19 protein-coding genes are annotated in these 18,687 nt (G+C 45.9%); 6 read left to right on the forward strand and 13 right to left on the reverse strand.

Translation table 11 applies throughout. From position 1 onward, the window contains the following. The first annotated feature begins 2 nt into the window (after positions 1-2). Positions 3-260, forward strand: coding sequence for a sulfurtransferase-like selenium metabolism protein YedF (gene yedF / locus E4T80_RS00560; RefSeq protein WP_369074430.1), 258 nt, complete (start codon positions 3-5; stop codon positions 258-260). Positions 261-561: 301 nt separating this feature from the next. Here the strand turns inward: yedF and miaB are convergent, their stop codons facing one another. From miaB to ptsH, 4 genes are all read right to left on the reverse strand, one after another. Further along, positions 562-1,992: a tRNA (N6-isopentenyl adenosine(37)-C2)-methylthiotransferase MiaB gene (gene miaB / locus E4T80_RS00565; RefSeq protein ID WP_047975965.1), complete on the reverse strand. Its 1,431-nt coding sequence runs from the start codon at positions 1,990-1,992 to the stop codon at positions 562-564. 140 nt (positions 1,993-2,132) lie between these two features. Beyond that, a complete protein-coding gene (gene crr, locus E4T80_RS00570) occupies positions 2,133-2,636 on the reverse strand; it encodes a PTS glucose transporter subunit IIA (RefSeq protein ID WP_135054004.1) in 504 nt (167 codons plus the stop codon). 71 nt (positions 2,637-2,707) lie between these two features. Continuing rightward, positions 2,708-4,429, reverse strand: a complete 1,722-nt coding sequence (ptsI, locus tag E4T80_RS00575; RefSeq protein ID WP_135054006.1) for a phosphoenolpyruvate-protein phosphotransferase PtsI — start codon at positions 4,427-4,429, stop codon at positions 2,708-2,710. A gap of 105 nt (positions 4,430-4,534) precedes the next feature. Then, entirely contained in the window at positions 4,535-4,792 is a 258-nt protein-coding gene (gene ptsH, locus E4T80_RS00580; RefSeq protein ID WP_047975952.1) for a phosphocarrier protein Hpr, read from the reverse strand. A 326-nt stretch (positions 4,793-5,118) separates the two neighbouring features. Here ptsH and asd point away from each other — a divergent pair, with 326 nt between their 5' ends. After that, positions 5,119-6,234, forward strand: a complete 1,116-nt coding sequence (asd, locus tag E4T80_RS00585; protein ID WP_135054008.1) for an aspartate-semialdehyde dehydrogenase — start codon at positions 5,119-5,121, stop codon at positions 6,232-6,234. Between the two features lie 40 nt (positions 6,235-6,274). Here the strand turns inward: asd and E4T80_RS00590 are convergent, their stop codons facing one another. From E4T80_RS00590 to sppA, 5 genes are all read right to left on the reverse strand, one after another. Continuing rightward, on the reverse strand, positions 6,275-6,895 hold the full coding sequence (locus E4T80_RS00590; protein WP_135054010.1) for a YfgM family protein: 621 nt from the start codon (positions 6,893-6,895) through the stop codon (positions 6,275-6,277). Positions 6,896-6,898: 3 nt separating this feature from the next. Next, on the reverse strand, positions 6,899-8,185 hold the full coding sequence (hisS, locus tag E4T80_RS00595; protein ID WP_135054012.1) for a histidine--tRNA ligase: 1,287 nt from the start codon (positions 8,183-8,185) through the stop codon (positions 6,899-6,901). Positions 8,186-8,239: 54 nt separating this feature from the next. Continuing rightward, the gene (ispG, locus tag E4T80_RS00600) at positions 8,240-9,349 is read right to left on the reverse strand and encodes a flavodoxin-dependent (E)-4-hydroxy-3-methylbut-2-enyl-diphosphate synthase (RefSeq protein ID WP_135054014.1); all 1,110 of its coding nucleotides are present in this window, start codon (positions 9,347-9,349) and stop codon (positions 8,240-8,242) included. A gap of 17 nt (positions 9,350-9,366) precedes the next feature. Beyond that, positions 9,367-10,380: a RodZ domain-containing protein gene (locus tag E4T80_RS00605; RefSeq protein ID WP_135054016.1), complete on the reverse strand. Its 1,014-nt coding sequence runs from the start codon at positions 10,378-10,380 to the stop codon at positions 9,367-9,369. Positions 10,381-10,544: 164 nt separating this feature from the next. After that, positions 10,545-12,407 carry a signal peptide peptidase SppA gene (sppA, locus tag E4T80_RS00610; RefSeq protein ID WP_135054018.1) on the reverse strand — a complete coding sequence of 621 codons (1,863 nt, stop codon included), beginning with the start codon at positions 12,405-12,407 and terminating at the stop codon, positions 10,545-10,547. A gap of 113 nt (positions 12,408-12,520) precedes the next feature. On the opposite strand from sppA, the gene E4T80_RS00615 reads away from it, so the two are divergent. The 4 genes from E4T80_RS00615 to E4T80_RS00630 all read left to right on the forward strand — a co-directional run bounded on the left by E4T80_RS00615 (position 12,521) and on the right by E4T80_RS00630 (position 14,966). Beyond that, positions 12,521-13,084, forward strand: a complete 564-nt coding sequence (locus E4T80_RS00615) for a nitroreductase family protein (protein ID WP_135054020.1) — start codon at positions 12,521-12,523, stop codon at positions 13,082-13,084. A 51-nt stretch (positions 13,085-13,135) separates the two neighbouring features. Continuing rightward, entirely contained in the window at positions 13,136-13,702 is a 567-nt protein-coding gene (locus tag E4T80_RS00620) for an elongation factor P hydroxylase (protein WP_135054022.1), read from the forward strand. A gap of 8 nt (positions 13,703-13,710) precedes the next feature. Continuing rightward, positions 13,711-14,472: a 3-deoxy-manno-octulosonate cytidylyltransferase gene (kdsB, locus tag E4T80_RS00625; RefSeq protein ID WP_135054024.1), complete on the forward strand. Its 762-nt coding sequence runs from the start codon at positions 13,711-13,713 to the stop codon at positions 14,470-14,472. A gap of 101 nt (positions 14,473-14,573) precedes the next feature. Further along, positions 14,574-14,966 (forward strand): YidB family protein, encoded by a 393-nt coding sequence (locus E4T80_RS00630; protein WP_233437155.1) that lies wholly within the window; start codon positions 14,574-14,576, stop codon positions 14,964-14,966. A gap of 39 nt (positions 14,967-15,005) precedes the next feature. Here the strand turns inward: E4T80_RS00630 and E4T80_RS00635 are convergent, their stop codons facing one another. The 4 genes from E4T80_RS00635 to E4T80_RS00650 form a co-directional block, all read right to left on the reverse strand. Further along, entirely contained in the window at positions 15,006-15,758 is a 753-nt protein-coding gene (locus E4T80_RS00635) for an MlaA family lipoprotein (RefSeq protein WP_135054026.1), read from the reverse strand. A 7-nt stretch (positions 15,759-15,765) separates the two neighbouring features. Then, positions 15,766-16,395 carry an MBL fold metallo-hydrolase gene (locus E4T80_RS00640; protein WP_135054028.1) on the reverse strand — a complete coding sequence of 210 codons (630 nt, stop codon included), beginning with the start codon at positions 16,393-16,395 and terminating at the stop codon, positions 15,766-15,768. An 18-nt stretch (positions 16,396-16,413) separates the two neighbouring features. Then, positions 16,414-16,968 carry a YcbK family protein gene (locus E4T80_RS00645; protein ID WP_135054030.1) on the reverse strand — a complete coding sequence of 185 codons (555 nt, stop codon included), beginning with the start codon at positions 16,966-16,968 and terminating at the stop codon, positions 16,414-16,416. Positions 16,969-17,112: 144 nt separating this feature from the next. After that, positions 17,113-18,678, reverse strand: a complete 1,566-nt coding sequence (locus E4T80_RS00650) for a L,D-transpeptidase family protein (protein WP_135054032.1) — start codon at positions 18,676-18,678, stop codon at positions 17,113-17,115. Between the last annotated feature and the right edge of the window lie 9 nt (positions 18,679-18,687).

Raw genomic sequence — 18,687 nt, forward strand, 5'->3', positions numbered from 1 at the left:
AAATGATTATGTTGGAACAACACCAATCTAGCGAAATAATACCAACCTACCGGCTGGATATGACCGGCGAGCCTTGCCCCTACCCTGCGGTCGCTACCCTTGAGGTAATGCCAACCCTTGCAAGCGGTGAGATCTTAGAAATTATTAGCGACTGCCCCCAGTCAATCAACACTATTCCCATTGATGCCAAAAATCACGGCTACCAAGTGTTATTGATTGAACAAGACGGCCCGACCATTCGCTATTTAATTCAAAAATAATTTGCATATTTTTCCCCAAAACAGACCGCTTGTAACTGCTGACAAGCAGTCTGTTAAGTGAAAATTTGGTAATATCAAGCGTTCTTATATTGACAGTTGCTAGCCCATTTGCGATTAGCCCCAAAACCGATATAAGATCGAACGACAGGTGTATATGATAGGTAGCCGAACAATTTAAGTATAAGGCGCACTCGTCAAGCTCAAGATCTCATATTTACGCTGCATAAAATCAAAAAAGAAAGGACGCCAAACGGCGTCCTTCACATTCTCTTGCTATTTTGTACATTCACAACAAAAGCGATTATAAATTCACCACATATTTACCCACGCCGAGTTCGTCCTCTTTGCGAGTGCGGTTAATGACGCTTTGGGCGGATTCAATCACTCGTAGCCCCATTTCATCTTCGGTACGCACAACTTCTCCCCGCAGTGAGTTGGTGTAAACATCGGTAATTTTGACATCGACAAATTTGCCGATCATCTCCGGCGTCCCTTGGAAATTGACAATACGGTTTGTTTCTGTGCGTCCGGTCAGCTCCATCAAATCCTTTTTGGACGGCCCCTCCACCAAAATACGTTGTTCTGTGCCAAGCATTAAGCGGCTAAACTGCATTGCTTGGTGGTTAATCCGTTGTTGCAGGCGGTAAAGACGTTCTTTTTTCTCTTCTTCGCTCACATCATCAGGCAAATCCGCCGCCGGTGTGCCGGGACGTGCCGAGTAAATAAAGCTAAAGCTCATATCGAAATTCACTTGCTCGATGATTTTCATTGTCTGTTCAAAATCTTCCGCCGTTTCACCCGGAAAACCGACAATAAAATCTGAGCTGATTTGAATATTCGGGCGAGCCTCACGCAATTTACGAATAATCGCCTTGTACTCCAATGCCGTATGATTACGTTTCATCATTGTCAGAACCCGATCCGCTCCGCTCTGAATCGGCAAGTGTAAGAAGCTCACCAGCTCCGGCGTATCACGATAAACCTCAATAATATCATCGGTAAATTCAATCGGGTGGCTGGTGGTATAACGTAAGCGGTCGATACCGTCAATCGCCGCCACCAAACGTAAGAGTTCCGCAAACGTACAAATATTGCCGTCAAAGGTTTCTCCACGGTAGGCATTCACATTTTGCCCGAGCAAATTGACCTCCCGAACGCCTTGCTCGGCAAGTTGGGCAATTTCAAATAAAATATCATCAACCGGACGGCTGACTTCTTCCCCCCTTGTGTAAGGCACGACACAGAATGAGCAATATTTATTACAGCCTTCCATAATCGAGACAAAGGCAGTCGGTCCTTCTGCACGAGGCTCAGGCAAGCGGTCAAATTTTTCAATTTCCGGGAAACTGATGTCCACTACCGAGCTTTTTCCGCCACGGATTTGGTTGATCATTTCCGGTAATCTGTGCAAGGTTTGCGGCCCAAACACAATATCGACAAAGGGCGCACGCTGGCGGATATGTTCGCCTTCTTGCGAAGCCACACAACCGCCGACCCCGATCACGAGATTCGGTTTATTCTTCTTGAAATTTTTCCAACGCCCAAGCTGGTGGAATACTTTTTCTTGGGCTTTTTCCCGAATCGAGCAGGTGTTCAGTAATAATACATCTGCTTCTTCGGCATTTTCGGTCAGTTCAAAACCGTGCGTACTGTTGAGTAAATCCGCCATTTTAGACGAGTCGTACTCGTTCATTTGGCAGCCCCAAGTTTTAATATGTAATTTCTGTGCCATTTTCTCAATCATCTTGTTCGATCAGTTAAAAATAAAAGCGTAAAGAGTATGCCCTTTACGCTGAAAATCGGCGACATTTTAGCATAATAAATACAAAAACCACGACTTTTTGTCGTGGTTTTGCCAATTAAATAAAGTGATTATTTTGCTAATGATAACACTTCGCTCTCACCGGCAACCACTTCACCGGACAATTTTTGCAAGTTGCTGATTTCATCCATATTTGAAATCACAACCGGTGTTAAGACCGATTTTGCTTTTTCTGACAATAACGCTAAGTCAAATTTGATAATCGGATCACCGACTTTCACTTTCTGACCTTCTTCGGCAATACGGGTAAAGCCTTCGCCTTTTAGCTCGACAGTATCAATACCGAAGTGAACAAAAAGTTCGATCCCGTCTTCCGATTCAATGGAGAAAGCGTGATTGGTTTCAAAAATTTTACCGATCACCCCATTCACCGGTGCAACGATAGTGTCGCCATTCGGGCGGATTGCAATACCATCACCGACGATTTTCTCGGAAAAAACCACATCAGGCACATCTTCAATATTTACAATTTCACCTGAAAGTGGGGCATAAATTTTCACTTCTTTCGGTGCAGCATCTTTTTTGCCACCGAATAATTTGTCAAAAATTCCCATAATTTAGTCTCCATTACTCAATGAATAAATTCTCGTATATTTTATACGAGAATTTTAATTTTGTATCTGAATTAGTTCAAATTTTGGTAAAAGTCATTCACCAGTTTTTCAATATCGGCTGCCGTTGGTTGTGCTAATGCCTGCTCGGCAAGTGCTTTAGCGTCCGCATAGTGAATACTTCTCACTAATTTTTTGACGTGCGGTACGGAAATAGCACTCATACTAAATTCGTCTAATCCCATTCCCAGTAATAACGCCGTAGCACGCACATCACCGGCAAGCTCGCCACACATACCCGTCCATTTGCCCTCGGCGTGAGAGGCATCAATCACTTGCTTAATCAAGTTTAATACGGATGGTGTCAGAGGGTTATAAAGGTGAGCAATAATTTCGTTGCCACGATCAACCGCAAGGGTATATTGGGTTAAATCGTTAGTGCCGATACTGAAGAAATCGACCTCTTTGGCAAGATGACGGGCATTTACTGCCGCAGACGGCGTTTCAACCATTACCCCGATTTGCAGATTTTCATCAAAGGCTTGACCTTCATCACGCAACTGCTGTTTTAGCTCGGCAATAATCCCTTTTAATTCACGGATCTCTTCCACCGAGATGATCATCGGGAACATTACCGCTAATTGCCCAAAGGCTGATGCCCGCAAGACCGCACGTAACTGGGTGTCTAAAATTTCACGGCGAACCAAGCCGATACGCACCGCACGCCAGCCCAAGAACGGGTTCATCTCTTTTGGTAGATCAAGATACGGTAACTCTTTATCGCCACCAATGTCCATTGTACGCAAGACAACCAACTTACCTTGCATTGCTTCCACAATTTCTTTGTAGGCTTGGAATTGCTCTTCTTCGCTTGGCAGATGGTCGCGATCCATAAACAAAAATTCGGTACGGTATAAACCTACCGCCTCGCCGCCGTTACGCAATACGCCGTCCACATCACGGATTGTGCCGATATTACCCGCCACATCAATACGATGTCCGTCCAAAGTTTCCGCCGGTAAATCTTTTAATTTGGCTAATTCCGCTTTTTCTTCGGCGACTTTATTTTGCAACGCCTCAGCCGCCGCTAATTGCTCCGCAGACGGATTGATATGTACTTCATTATTGATCGCATCAAGAATTAAGGTATCGCCGCTATTGACTAATGTGGTTACGTTATTAGTGCCAACCACCGCCGGTAACTCAAGGGAACGTGCCATAATTGAGGTATGAGAGGTGCGACCGCCAATATCGGTTACAAAACCTAACACTTTATCTAAATTCAGTTGTGCGGTTTCAGAAGGGGTTAAATCGTAAGCCACGAGAATGACTTCTTCTTGAATATCGCCTAAATCAATAATACGCATACCTAAAATATTGCGTAGCAAGCGGTTACCGATATCACGAATATCACCGGCACGCTCTTTTAAGTATTCATCATCAATTTCAGCCAACATAGAGGCTTGCATTTCAATGATCTTATGTGTTGCAACATCTGCCGTTACTAAATGCTCTTCCACATAAGCTAAAATTTCTTCCTCTAGCTCTTCATCTTCTAAGATCATTAAATGACCTTCAAAAATGGCTTCTTTTTCTTCGCCTAAGGTACGTCTGGCTTTCTCTTTGATTGCAGTTAATTGTGCCGCCGCTTTTTCACGACCGGCAAAAAATTTCGCTTTTTCCGTCTCAATTTGATCGGCTGTGATTTTTTGCGTATTAAGGACAATCGGCTCTTCTTTGAGAACGAGGGCTTTACCGAAAACAATCCCCGGTGAAGCCGCAATACCTGTAATCATAATTTAATCCTTACTTGAGGGTAATGAGTTAAGCTAAAATAACATAAAACGACTTTGCTGACGGCTTGATTAAGCCTAACAAAGTCGTTATGTTCAACGGGAAAACTATTCTAAGGTTGGGATTAAATCCACTAAGAAATCCACCGCTTTTTGCTCGTCTTCACCTTCAGCTGAAATTGTGATTACCGTACCTTGAGTTAAACCCAATGTTTGAAGCTTAAATAAGCTCTTTGCACTGGCACTTTTACCGCCCGATGTTACCGTAACATCAGAAGCAAAGCCTTTTGCTGCTTTCACAAACTCTGCTGCCGGGCGAGTGTGTAAGCCGTTTGGTGCAATAATGGTTACATCTTTTGAGTACATAGTAAGTTCCTCTTAAAAATCAAATAGTTAAATAAATTCATTTATTAACGGCATCCCTTTACCGCAAAACATTGCTAACTTTACTACAAAATGAAGTTAAAAACACGATAAAAACAGCTCCGATAAGCAATTTCTTCAATCATATTCGTATTTATTTTCATCAATGAAGAAAATCATTTGTTTCGTGTCAAGATTTCTGCCGTTGCTTTTCGCCGCCTTGAAATCTCTGCGACAAAGGCACAAAAATTGATTGCAATTCGGTTGAAAATCTTGTATTTATCAGCCTTTCTATTAAAAAACACAACTTCAATGAGTGAGGAGTAACAATGCAAAATGTAGGTTTTATCGGTTGGCGTGGTATGGTCGGTTCGGTGTTGATGGATCGTATAGTTACGGAGAATGACTTTGCCAACATCAACCCTGTTTTTTTCACCACTTCGCAAGCTGGTCAAAAAGCCCCGATTTTTTGCAACAAGGACGCAGGTGAGCTGAAAAATGCGTTTGATATTGCCGAGTTACAAAAATTAGACATCATCGTTACCTGCCAAGGCGGCGACTATACCAACGAGGTGTACCCCAAATTAAGAGCAACCGGTTGGAACGGTTATTGGATTGATGCCGCCTCCGCCTTGCGTATGGAAAAAGAGGCAATTATCGTGCTTGATCCGGTCAATCAGAACGTGATTGCAGAAGGGTTAAAAAACGGCATTAAAACCTTTGTCGGCGGAAACTGTACCGTCAGCCTAATGTTAATGGCAATCGGCGGTTTATTTGAACGTGATTTAGTCGAATGGGTCTCCGTTGCCACCTATCAAGCTGCCTCCGGAGCCGGTGCAAAAAATATGCGTGAACTGCTCAGCCAAATGGGGCAATTAGAACAAAGCGTGAGCGCAGAACTTGCCGATCCTGCGGCTTCGATTTTAGAGATTGAACGCAAAGTTACCGCTAAAATGCGTGCTGACGATTTCCCAACCGATAATTTCGGCGCAGCTTTAGGCGGCAGCTTAATCCCGTGGATCGATAAGCTCTTGCCGGAAACCGGACAAACCAAAGAAGAATGGAAAGGCTACGCCGAAACCAACAAAATCCTTGGGCTAAGCGATAATCCGATTCCGGTGGACGGTCTATGCGTACGCATCGGCGCATTGCGTTGCCATAGCCAAGCCTTCACCATTAAACTGAAAAAAGACCTGCCATTAGCCGAGATTGAACAGATCATCGCCGCCCATAATGAATGGGTGAAAGTCATTCCAAACGACAAAGAAAGTACCCTGCGTGAGCTGACACCGGCTAAAGTAACCGGCACATTAAGCATTCCGGTCGGACGTTTACGCAAATTGGCGATGGGAGGAGAATACCTTGCCGCCTTTACCGTGGGCGACCAATTATTATGGGGTGCGGCAGAGCCGGTACGCCGTATCTTAATGCAACTGGTTAAATAATCCAGACAAAGAAAAGGGCTACTCAAGTAGCCCTTTTTATTTATAAATTATTTAAGCGAATATCAATTAACATCTGATCTTGAGGCTGTGCCTGCGCTTTGGCTTGCTCATAAGCACTGCGTGCCGCTGTTTTATCGCCTTTCGCCAGTAAAATATCACCGCTGAAAACCTGTTTCCGCAGCGACCACGCCTGATCTTTTATCGGTGCAAGCATCTCCAACGCTTCATCAAATTGATTGAGCTGATAGGCAACCGCCGCTAAGCGAAAACGGATCACTGATTGTAAGGTGGCATCACCTGTCGCAGCCAGTGCCTGCGTTAAATATTGACGGGCAGCCTCAAATTCCCCTTTTGCTACCAACTGCTTCGCCTGCTCTAACTGCGTAAACACTGCATAGTTTGAGTTGCTGTGTTCGCTGATAAATTTATCTGCAAGCGGGGCGTTCTTCTCCGGATTTTGCAAATAGCTTTCCATCATCTGTTGATACTGTGCAGAGGTTTGCTGTGCCGTTTCAAGCTGATGTTTCTGCCAATAATTCCAACCGAAACCGGCAGCCGCCGCAATCAAGACTGCCACTAAAATCGGTGTGCCGTTTTGCTTAAACCAACTTTTGGCTTCTTCAAATTGCTGTTCTTCGGTTTTATTCAAATAATCGCTCATTTTTTACTCCTGTGAAAAACGGTCAGAAAGCTCGTTGATAAGCGTACTTTGTGCCACGGTAACTTGCTCGCTCTGCCCGAACAGATCTTTAATCACGACCGTGTTGTCTGCGACTTCGCTCTCGCCTAACACTAACGCAATTTTTGCGCCCAATTTATCCGCCCGTTTGAATTGTTTTTTGAAATTGCCCCCGCTAGTATGCAACATTACACGCAAAGTCGGCAACGCATCACGAATCGTCTCGGCAAGGCGGAACGCGGCTAAATCTGCACCCTCGCCCGAATGCACCAGATAAATATCTACCGCTCTCGGTAAGGCAATAGTCGGGTTCACTTCTTGCACAAGCAATGCCAAGCGTTCCATTCCCATTGCAAAGCCGACTCCTTCGGTTGCGTGCCCACCGAGCTGTGCGACCAAACCGTCATAGCGACCACCGCCGCAAACTGTGCCTTGCGCTCCCAGTGCGTCTGTTACCCACTCAAACACGGTTTTATTGTAATAATCCAATCCACGCACCAATTTTTGATTGATTTCGTAGGCAATTCCCATTGCATCTAAAATTTCGCACAAACGGTTAAAATGGGCTTTGGACTCGTCATCTAAAAAATCGTGTAATTTCGGTGCATCGTTCAACACCTGTTGGAGTACCTGATGTTTGGTATCCAAAATGCGCAATGGGTTAGTAGTTAAACGGCGTTCGCTGTCCGGATCTTGTTTTAAAACATCCAAATGCTGTTGCAAAAACGCCACTAATGCTTCACGATAGCGGGTTCTTACCTCTAAGCCGCCAATGGAATTGAGCTGCAATTTAACGTGCTGATGAATCCCCAATTTTTCCCATAAACGCGCAGTGAGCAAAATCAATTCTGCGTCCGCTTCGGCATTTGCAATCCCAAAAATTTCTACGCCTGCTTGGTGAAATTGGCGGTAACGTCCTTTTTGTGGGCGTTCGTAGCGGAACATCGGTCCGATATACCACAAACGCTGTTCCTGATTATAGATCCAACCGTGCTCAATCGCCGCACGCACGCACCCCGCCGTACCTTCCGGGCGAATCGTCAGGCTTTCTTCATCACGGACAAAGGTAAACATCTCTTTTTCGACAATATCCGTTGCTTCACCCACGCCACGTTTAAATAAATGGGTCGATTCAATAATCGGGCTACGCACTTCGCTATAACCGTAGCCGGCAAAGGTTTCACGGATAGTTTGCTCCAACCATTGCCATAATCGCGTTTCACTGGGTGAAAAATCATTCATTCCACGCACCGCTTGAATTGTTTTTGACACGCTTACTCCTAAATTTGCAAAAATATGGTTCAATCCGACCGCTTGTTAAGGCAATTAAAGTTGCTGAACATCAATGCGCTGATGCTGCGCCGCTACTCTGGCACGGATTTTCGCTTCTAATTGATCGATGAGTTTATCGTTTTCAAACCGCTCTTTTTGGCGGACACCGTCAAGGTAATAGCCGCTCATCTTGTTACTGCCGGTTACGCCTAAATCCGATACCAACGCTTCCCCCGGCCCGTTTACTACGCAACCGATAATCGAAACGTCCATTGGCGTAATAATATCTTCAAGGCGTTGTTCTAAGGCATTCACCGTACCGATCACGTCAAATTCTTGGCGGGAGCAGGTCGGGCAGGCAATAAAATTGATACCACGGGAGCGTATGCGTAACGATTTCAGAATATCAAAGCCAACTTTGATCTCTTCGACCGGATCAGCCGCTAAGGAAACCCGCAACGTATCGCCAATGCCTTCCGATAATAATAACCCTAAGCCAATCGCTGATTTCACTGCACCCGCACGAGCGCCGCCGGCTTCGGTAATGCCTAAGTGAATCGGTTGTTTAATCGCTTTCGCAAGTAAGCGGTAAGATTCGACCGCTAAAAACACATCGGATGCCTTTACGCTAACCTTAAACTGATCGAAATTAAGACGATCTAAGATCTCAACGTGGCTAAGTGCCGATTCCAATAACGCTTCCGGTGTCGGTTCGCCAAATTTTTCTTGGAGATCTTTTTCAAGGGATCCCGCATTTACCCCGATACGAATCGGAATATTTTTATCCCTTGCGCAATCAACCACCGCCCGAATCCGTTCCTCTTTGCCGATATTGCCCGGATTGATCCGCAAGCAATCCACGCCATATTCCGCTACTTTCAAGGCGATGCGGTAATCAAAGTGAATATCTGCCACCAACGGCACATTCACCTGTTGCTTAATCAGCTTAAAGGCTTCGGCAGCGTCCATTGTCGGCACAGACACCCGCACAATATCCGCCCCGACACGTTCAAGGGATTTAATCTGCGCAACCGTGGCTTCCACGTCTGTGGTGCGGGTATTGGTCATTGATTGCACGGCAATCGGTGCATCGCCACCAACAGGCACATTCCCCACATAAATTTTAGTTGATTGACGCCGAGTAATCGGCACTTCTTTTAACATTTTTCCCACTCAACAAGTTAGTTTGCTAAAGGTAATTTGAAACGCGCAACACGCCCATCGACTTTTAATGGCACTTGCTGCCCTTTGTAATAAATTTTCACGTTTGCCGGCGCACCGATAGTTAGGCGGTATTGTTCGTTATGATTAAACGTCAGCACCTCACCGGCATTGTAGAGCTTCTCCGCCAAGCGTTTGTTTTTCGCACCTCGCACGGTAATCCAACTCTGCCCGCCGATAATTTCGATCCGCAATTCATCGTTAATAACCGCTGCCTCGGGTTGCTCGCTATTCGCAACGGTTTGTTCCGCCTGCTCGGGCTGTTGTTGCAACACATTGATCGGCTCTGATGACGTACTTTCCTCTGTTGCAGACTCGGCTGCTTGAGGGACTTCGGTGGCATTTGCTGCCGGCTCAGTTTGTGTAGCTTCGTAGGCAGGTGTCGTATTATTAAGCACAATCTCGTTAGCACTTGGCTGAGAATTGGCTTCGCTTTCGCTGTTATTTGATGCCGGAGCAACCGTTTGATTTTCTGCTGCTACCACAGTGTCCGGCGGCACTGACTGGGTATTATCCTGAACCTGCACTGCCGGTATTTCGGTGTTACTCACTAACGCATCACGGCTGGCTTGATCTTTTTGATGCTCTTGCCACCACCACGCCAGCGTCATCCCAACCGCCGCCAGCAAAATCAGCCAAGTAATATTTCTCACCCAACGGCTTTGCGATCTAGGGTTAGCCGCTACTTTAATCGGCGCTGCCCGTTTCACCTCTTTAGGAATAGTAACTTCACCGTAATTGACTGAATCGATCAGGTTTTCCGGCAAACGTAGAAAGCGAACATAATTGCGGACATAACCACGGGCAAAGGCGGGCGGCACATTTTGTAAAATGAAAATATCATTTTCAAAGGCATCAATATGATTTTTCTTTAAATTGGTTTTTTGTGCAACTTCTTCAATAGAAAGCCCAAGCGCTTCCCGTGTATTTTTAAGTTGTTGACCTAGTGAAAGGTTCGCTGTTGTTTCCGTCATTGTCTTTCTGCTGAGAATTAAACCTAAAATAAGTTGGGCAGTTTAAAGGGCTATTGCCTGTTTTGCAATGCCGAACTGACCCAATTCCCTAAAATTGTGCGTCGTAAGCGGTCGGTTACGCCCGTTTTTTGCAAAATCAATAGGCAAACCGACCGCTTGCGTCGCTATTTTAGCGTGCCGCAATTTAAGCAATAGAGATAGCGGCTTTGCGGATCGTTAAATTTCGCCAGTTGTCCGAGTTGGCTTTCCATTCTTTTCGGTACGGATAGGCCTAACCAACTCACCATATTGCCGCCGATCTGGGCTTTGAAATCACGCATCAGTTGGCTGAGTAAATCATCTCTCTGCTCTACAATCCAATAGGTGTTGAAACGCTCAATCGCCGCTTTCCCTTTCGCCTTGCGTTTCTCGTTGATGAGGTCGATAAGCAGTTCGTGCGCATCGTTAAACGATCCGAGTTTATCAACCAGCCCTTTTTCTAACGCACTTTCTCCCAACCACACTTGACCTTGGGCGATTTTATCCACTTCTGCTGTGGTCATTTTCCGCCCACGGCTGACGAGATCTAAAAAGCGTTGATAGCCGTTTTCAATCCCGATTTGTATCACATCGCCCTGCTCTTTTGACAAGGTTTTGAACGCGGATTGATTGGCTAACGGCGAGGTTGCAATGCCATCTTCACTAATGCCGAGTTTTTTCGCGGTTTTCTCAAAGGTAACTGCCAATCCGAAAATACCGATTGAACCTGTTAAGGTGGTCGGTTGTGCCACGATTTTATCGCTGGTCGCCGCAATCCAGTAACCGCCGGAAGCTGCCATTCCGCCCATCGACACAACCACCGGTTTGCCGGCACTTTGTACATTTTCCACTTCTTGACGGATAAGCTCCGATGCCATCGCACTCCCGCCGGGACTGTTAATGCGTAAAATAACGCCTTTCACTTTGTCATCTTGACGGGCTTTTTTGAGCTGCGAAACGATCGTATCGCTGCCGGCAGTTTGATCGTCGCTGTCGCCGGTCATTATCGCCCCTTCAACATTGATCACGGCAATACGGTGCAAGCCCTCTTTTTCAAAGCGATTTGGTAGTTGGCTAACATAGTCGAAGAAATCAATACTGTTATAGCTTCCTTCGCTATTTTTGCCGAAGTGTTGCACCAAAATTTTCTGTATTTCCTGCTGGGTTAAAATGTCCGTAACCAACTGTTGCTTCAACGCATAGTGAGCATCATTGCCTTTTACCGCTTTGTACTCGGCAAGGAAACGGGCGGTCTCCGGCACAACATTTTCTGCCTTAATATGTCGGTTTTCGGCTATATCTTGACTCATATTCCGCCACAGTTTATCCAGCCAAAGCTGTGCATTTTGACGGGCTTCCGGCGACATATCATTACGCATAAACGGTTCGACCGCCGATTTATAAGTCCCGACACGGAAAATATGCGGCACGGCTTCAATTTTGTCGAACAAGGATTTGAAGTAAAGGTTACTGTAGCTCAAGCCGTGTAAATCCACAAATCCGGCACGGTTAAGGTAGATTTTGTCCGCATAGCTGGCAAGGTAGTATTGCTGCTGGCTGAAATAATTACCCACCGCAATCACCGGTTTTTGTGCCGTTTTAAAATCCTCGATTGCTTCGCCGATATATTGTAAGGACGGCATATCGCCTCCGTGGAAATACGCCAGATCTAATACTAAGCCTGTTACTCTGTCATCGGTTTTCGCCATTGCGATCGCTTGGACAACATCAAAGGTTGAAATTTTGAGCGGCTCTCTTTGACCGGTCAATTCTTCATTGATGAAGCGGTTAAACTCGCTAAATTCATCGTGATTATCGGCAAGGTAGCCGTCCAAATTCAGGGTTAATGCCCCCTGATCAATGATGATAGGGGCATTTTTCTTGTCCCCGCCGCTCATCACACTGGCTAAAGCAAATAAAACCAACACAAACAAAATAAAAAACAGGCTTAATACAAACTCACGGATACACCGAAAAACTTGATAAAGCCCTTTCAGCACACTCAACATTGCTACTCCTTCCACTCATGAAAAATCCGTGCCTAAACTACCACAAAACAGGGCGAAATTTAACAAAATATGCTATTCTAACTGCATTTTTTACCATTGACCCAGAGGACAGAATGGATACGTTAGATTTTTTACAACGCCGCCGTTCCACAAAAAAATTTGGTGAGCTCGCTCCGAATGCCGAGCAAACCAAACAGATTATTCAAGCCGGCTTGCGTGTGCCGGATCACGGTCGCCTCAAGCCTTACCAATTTTTTGTATTTGAAAAGCAAGGGCTGGCTCAATTAGCCCACTACTTAGAAGCCGCCGCCGTTGAACTTGGTTTAGGTGAAGAAGGGGTAATGAAAGCCCAAAAACTTAGCCGGCGTGCGCCAATGGTGATCGCTGTGGTCGCAAAAATCACCAAAGATGTCCCGAAAGTGCCCGCTTGGGAACAGATGCTCACCGCCGGTTGTGCCACCTATGCAATGCAGCTTGCCGCCAATGCGCAAGGGTTTGAAACCTGCTGGATCAGCAATAAATGGGTGAACGGTTCGGCACTCCGCCAAGCATTAGCGTGTCGGGAGCAGGATAAAATTGTCGCTCTTGTGATGATTGGTTCGCCGCTCGACCAAGAGGGCATTACCCTTGCCACTCAACCCGAAAATATAGACGGTTTTGTCGAGTTTATTCACTAATTTACATTAAAACGGTACGTTCCGACCGCTTGCATTACCGAAGGATACCTTATGCACCAAGATGCTCATCGCTACGAAGATTTAATCGCGATTTTTAACGATTGCTTTGCCGAAAGCTACAACACACGGCTGGAACGGGGCGGCGACTACCCGATCTACCTTCCCGCGTTTCTGGACGAAAATAACACCCCAAGCGAACGCCCTTACAATGTCATTTTATTTGCTCAAGGCTTTTATAGCAGCGGTCTGCACGAAATTGCTCACTGGCTGGTTGCCGGCGAAGCACGCCGTAAATTAGAGGATTTCGGCTACTGGTACGAGCCGGACGGGCGTTCCGCCGAGCGTCAGCGGGAATTTGAACAGGTGGAAGTCAAACCCCAAGCAATCGAGTGGATTTTAGCCACCGCCGCCAATTTCCGCTATTTTGCCAGCAGCGATAATTTAACCGGCGATGCCGGCGACAATTCCGCTTTCAAACAAGCGGTTTACCAGCAAGTCAAGCAGTATGCCGAAAAGGGGTTACCAAAACGGGCGGAGCAATTACGCCAAGCCCTTGCCCGTTTTTACGGTACGGAAGACCGTATTGACTTAACACGTTTCGATCTCTCTCGCATCTAGGAGCAACAATGCCATTTAGTGTGATTATTCCCGCCCGCTACGCCTCCAGCCGCTTGCCACGCAAACCGCTGTTGGATATTGCCGGCAAACCGATGATTCAGCACGTTTGGGAGAAAGCCCAACAAGCCGGTGCAATGCGGGTGATTGTGGCAACGGATCACCACGAAATCGCCGATATCGTTCAACAATTCGGCGGTGAAGTTTGCTTGACCTCTGCCCATCACAATTCCGGCACAGAGCGTTTGGCAGAAGTGATTGAAAATATGGCGATCGTTGATGATGAAATCATCGTGAATGTCCAAGGGGACGAGCCGCTTATTCCACCGGAGATTATCTCACAGGTGGCGGAGAATTTGGATCGCCATCAGGTCAATATGGCAACGCTGGCAGTAAAATTAACGACTGCCGAGGAACTTTTTAATCCGAATGCGGTTAAAGTTGTCGCCGATCAGCACGGAATGGCACTCTATTTTTCCCGTGCACCGATTCCGTTCGGGCGAGATACGTTCCCTGATTGCGATGATGAATTTGTACAACGCCAAAATTACCTGCGCCATATCGGTATTTATGCTTATCGGGCAGGCTTTATCAATCGTTATGTCGCTTGGCAACCGACCGTACTGGAGCAGTTAGAGTCCCTCGAACAGTTACGGGCGTTATGGTACGGCGAAAAAATTCATCTCGATCTGGCAAAACGTGCGCCGGCAGTCGGGGTCGATACGCAAGCGGATCTTGAACGGGTACGGAAAATTTTTGCCGCTCGTGGATAATACAAGCGGTCGGTTAGGCTTACATTTTTGTAAAATACGTTTCGGTATTTGGCACTTTTATCATAATGGAGAATTTTATGTTAGGTAACATTTTAGGTTAAGTGGCATCATCAGTATTAGGCGGTGGTGAAGGTCAAAACAAAGCGATTCAACTTATCCAAGCCCTGCTACAATCACAAGGCGGCGTGCAAGGTTTAATTGAGAAATTTCAACAAGGCGGTTTAGAGCAAATCGTCAAATCGTGGATCGGCAACGGTGAAAATTTACCGATTTCCGTTTCGCAAATTTTCGATATTTTCGGAAAGCAAAACATTGACAACGCCGCCGAAGACGTCGGTATTGCGCAAGAAGATGCACCGAATTTACTCTCCGAGTACTTGCCGAAAATTGTCGATACACTCAGCCCGAACGGTCAGTTAGATCTGGCTAACCTTGATACCGGTGCGTTATTGCAACAAGGCGCAAAAGCGGTGTTAGGCAAACTATTTAGCTAATTATCTATAACAAAGCCCTCAATAGTGAGGGCTTTTAGTTTAATCAATATTTTTTAACTCTTCGTCCGACAATATCTCTTTGCCGTCTTGATTATCCGTTTTTCCGTCTTTCACTTTAAAGTCTAGATTTTGGAAATAAGCCTCACGGAACGTGGTATAAGGATCTTGAGACTGTTTCAGCAATGCCCCTTGGTCTAATAATTTTGCCCGTTTATCAATCCCTTGTACACTGAATTTTGCCACTGTCCAAGGCATTGTCAGCATTGAAAGGGTCGGATAAGCCGTATCGACAATCCCGCCGAGATCTTGACGAGGCGTTGCCGACCCGTAGCCCGGTAGCATCACATAAGGGCCTGTCGGGACATTATAACGCCCCAACGTATCACCAAAGGTACGGCGACCGTTTTCCAACTTCAAATCATCGGTTAGGCTGGCAAAATCAATCAAGCCGCCTAAACCGAAAATCGAGTTAAACCAAAAGCGGGTAAAATGCACCATCGCTTTTTTACCTTCCCCTTCAAGCAAGCGGTTCACAAAGCTGGCAGGTTCGTCCAAGTTATTCGCCACATTAACCAAGCCGGTTTTCACCGGACTTGGCACATAATCCCGCCACCCTTTCGCCACCGGTTCTAAGAGATAAGGGTCAAGATATTCGTAATTGACCTTCCACATCGCACGGTTAAACGGTTCAAGCGGATCGGCACGCTGCCCCGTTTCCGGATTGATGGATGACGAACAAGCGGTTAAACCAAACGCGGCGGTAACGAGTAAAAGGGAAAGCTGTTTTTTCATAGTTAATCTACTTTAAAAATGGGTTACTTTTTTTCTCACGCCCAATCGTAGTATGAGCGCCGTGCCCCGGCAGGATAATAAAATCATCATCCAAATCAAACAGTTTGGTGCGGATTGTGTCTAATAATTGCGATAAATTCCCCTGATAGAGATCCGTGCGCCCGATGCTGTTTTGGAACAACACATCACCGCTAAAGGCAATTTTATTGGCAAAATCAAAAAAGCCGATATGCCCCGGTGCGTGTCCCGGCAAATGCCGTATCTCAAAGTGCAACTCGCCGACTTTAATTTGCTCGCCTTCATTCAGCCAGTGATCCGGCAAAAAGCCTTTCACCACCGGTAAGCCATAATTTTGGCAAATTTGAGGCAGTTGCTCAAAAAGCGGTTGATCCGCTTGGTGAGAGCCGTAAACCTCAACGCCAAAATAGGCTTTCAACGGCTCGACCGCCATAATGTGATCGAGATGCCCGTGGGTAATCAACAATTTTTCAACCTTGAGCTGCTGCGATTCAACAAACTGAATAATTTTGTCTGCCTCATCGCCCGCATCAATAATCGCTGCATTTTTTTGGTTATCCCAAATCACGCTGCAATTTTGCTGAAAAGCCCCGACCGGAATAATTTGCAAATTAAACATAACAGCCTACCGCTTGCATTAACCCCGCCACGTCCGCACCGGCCCGGTATCAACGTGGACAAAATTACTACGAGGGTAATAGCCGACCCCGCCGTTACTTAACCCTTCCGCTGCGGCTTTAATTTTTGATAACGGCACGCCGTCAATGAAAAAATCCACCGCTTTGCCTTGAATATGATAGCTGTTGCTGGCAACGCCACGGCTACGTCTGCGCATTCTCGCATTGGTTTGTGCCGTGCGATAACCACTTAATACGGCAATTTCCGAATTACGTAAACCGAGGCGGGATTGGATTTGAGTGAGTTTGAAAAACAGATTTGGATCGATAGCCTTGACTTGGTTGGTATGGCGATCACGCATAATGTAGTTTAATTTGCCCAGTGTTGACGGCGAAAAACCGCCCTTTGAGTATTGGGCAATAATACTTTCGCCCGTATTCACGTTACGCAGACGCAGCGAAAGCGGACGAGGGGTCGAGACAATCGCCATTACCGAGCTGGGTAATATCGCAGCTCCCAGTGCAATACCGCCCAAAGAAAGCCATCTGCGGCGTTGTAAATTTGGTTGTTCCATTAATTCTCCTAGTGTTGATAATTAATGATCTAACGTAAATATTCTCCTTACTATTCACGATAAACCATTAAGCTGTGGATCTTAGTGTTTGAATCAAAAAGAAAGTTCCGAGAAGTCGCAACACTTCTCGGAAAATTCTGTCAGTTAAATCATTGTTCGGATCTTCGCCCAATCCAATGTCGTACGTGGCAGGTTTTTATCGAAACGGTAAATATCCGGTAATGTATGGACTTTGCCGTTTTCAACCCACGCCGTAACATAGTAGAGATAAACCGGATTATCCGAACGAATCGGGGCAGAGGTGGTTTTCTTACTTGCTAGTACGCCTTGTTTCTTCTGTTCAGACCAACCGGACTCTTTTAGCAACAAAGTTGCCAGTTCATCGGCTTTAGCGACCCGTACGCACCCCGAGCTTAACGCCCGATCGTTTTTGTTAAAGAGACCACGGCTCGGCGTATCGTGTAAATAGATCGCATCGGAGCTTGGCATATTGAATTTATAACGCCCTAATGCACTGTCATCACCAGCTTTTTGGCGGATATGGTACGGAAAATTTTTCTCCGGACTGTCGTAAGCCGCCCAGTTGATGCTGTGCGGATTGACCTTGTTCCCTTTGCTGTCAATAATCTCATAGCCTTTGCGATCAACATAACTCGGATCTTTACGCATTTTCGGCACGAGATCTTTATTTTTAATGCTTGCCGGAACGTTCCAAGGCGGATTGACTACCACATTGCTCAATTTACTGTACATTACCGGCGTGCGACGTTCGTCCCGCCCAACAATCACTTTTGATTGTAAAACCAATTGACCGTTCCGGAAATAGTAGAGCTGATAGCTCGGAATATTGACGAAAATCCCGTTGCTAAAACTTGGAATAAGGCGTAAACGCTGGGCATTCAACGCCAGTTTTGCAAAATTGGCACTCGTTCCGCCCGCTTGTGTTGCACTATCCTCCGCCGCATTTTTTCCTTTTTTGCCTTTTTTCGCTTTAGTCGTTGCCATCGGTGCACCGGAGAATAAGCGTTGTACCGTTTCTTGATAGATATGATTACGCGGCACTAAGTTTGCCACAAACTGCCCTACCGAGCCGTTTTTAACCGCTTTTACCCAACTATCAATATGGGCTTGTGCCGGTGATTTTGTGCGGTAACTGCCCAAGTTATACAGCCAGCTATTCGCATTCGCCAACACATTTTTGTTGTAGTATAAATAGTCTAAAAAGCTATCGGTTAATAAAATATCTTTTGCCAAGCCATTTGGTGCATTCAGAATTTGTTGTAATGCTTTTGCCGCTTTAGCCGATACACCGCTTGCCGCAAACGCCGCATACTCTTTTAAGAAGATCTTTTCTGCACTTTTATCCTGCCACATCGGCATAAAATTGTTTTCGGCATAAATTTTCGCTGTACCAGCTGCTAACTGTAACTGGTTAGCTCCGATCTCCTGCTGAATGCGTTGTTGTGTCTCTGCCAGTTGCTGTGCTTTTAAGCGTTTTTCTTCTTCCTGCTGAAAAATATTCTCTGCCTGTTTTGCCCACTCGGCAGCCCGTGCTTGCTGTGCTTCAAAACTAAATTGAGGTAACACGTTATCGGTAGTCGAAACCGGCGAACTGTCCGCTGCCGGTAAGGCATTCACCACCTCCGGCACGCTTTCCGCCACCGCCACACTTGATAATACAATAAAAGGTAAAAACGTGAGTTTTTTCATTCTTTTTGA

The sequence above is a fragment of the Muribacter muris genome, assembly GCF_004569585.1.
GTDB lineage: Bacteria > Pseudomonadota > Gammaproteobacteria > Enterobacterales > Pasteurellaceae > Muribacter > Muribacter muris.

What these genes read in the sequence shown, in the direction of transcription:
- yedF (WP_369074430.1), top strand. Translation starts at nt 3, where the DNA reads ATGATTATGTTGGAACAACACCAATCTAGCGAAATAATACCAACCTAC.
- miaB (WP_047975965.1), bottom strand. Translation starts at nt 1,992, where the DNA reads ATGGCACAGAAATTACATATTAAAACTTGGGGCTGCCAAATGAACGAG.
- crr (WP_135054004.1), bottom strand. Translation starts at nt 2,636, where the DNA reads ATGGGAATTTTTGACAAATTATTCGGTGGCAAAAAAGATGCTGCACCG.
- ptsI (WP_135054006.1), bottom strand. Translation starts at nt 4,429, where the DNA reads ATGATTACAGGTATTGCGGCTTCACCGGGGATTGTTTTCGGTAAAGCC.
- ptsH (WP_047975952.1), bottom strand. Translation starts at nt 4,792, where the DNA reads ATGTACTCAAAAGATGTAACCATTATTGCACCAAACGGCTTACACACT.
- asd (WP_135054008.1), top strand. Translation starts at nt 5,119, where the DNA reads ATGCAAAATGTAGGTTTTATCGGTTGGCGTGGTATGGTCGGTTCGGTG.
- E4T80_RS00590 (WP_135054010.1), bottom strand. Translation starts at nt 6,895, where the DNA reads ATGAGCGATTATTTGAATAAAACCGAAGAACAGCAATTTGAAGAAGCC.
- ispG (WP_135054014.1), bottom strand. Translation starts at nt 9,349, where the DNA reads ATGTTAAAAGAAGTGCCGATTACTCGGCGTCAATCAACTAAAATTTAT.
- E4T80_RS00605 (WP_135054016.1), bottom strand. Translation starts at nt 10,380, where the DNA reads ATGACGGAAACAACAGCGAACCTTTCACTAGGTCAACAACTTAAAAAT.
- sppA (WP_135054018.1), bottom strand. Translation starts at nt 12,407, where the DNA reads ATGTTGAGTGTGCTGAAAGGGCTTTATCAAGTTTTTCGGTGTATCCGT.
- E4T80_RS00615 (WP_135054020.1), top strand. Translation starts at nt 12,521, where the DNA reads ATGGATACGTTAGATTTTTTACAACGCCGCCGTTCCACAAAAAAATTT.
- E4T80_RS00620 (WP_135054022.1), top strand. Translation starts at nt 13,136, where the DNA reads ATGCACCAAGATGCTCATCGCTACGAAGATTTAATCGCGATTTTTAAC.
- kdsB (WP_135054024.1), top strand. Translation starts at nt 13,711, where the DNA reads ATGCCATTTAGTGTGATTATTCCCGCCCGCTACGCCTCCAGCCGCTTG.
- E4T80_RS00635 (WP_135054026.1), bottom strand. Translation starts at nt 15,758, where the DNA reads ATGAAAAAACAGCTTTCCCTTTTACTCGTTACCGCCGCGTTTGGTTTA.
- E4T80_RS00640 (WP_135054028.1), bottom strand. Translation starts at nt 16,395, where the DNA reads ATGTTTAATTTGCAAATTATTCCGGTCGGGGCTTTTCAGCAAAATTGC.
- E4T80_RS00645 (WP_135054030.1), bottom strand. Translation starts at nt 16,968, where the DNA reads ATGGAACAACCAAATTTACAACGCCGCAGATGGCTTTCTTTGGGCGGT.
- E4T80_RS00650 (WP_135054032.1), bottom strand. Translation starts at nt 18,678, where the DNA reads ATGAAAAAACTCACGTTTTTACCTTTTATTGTATTATCAAGTGTGGCG.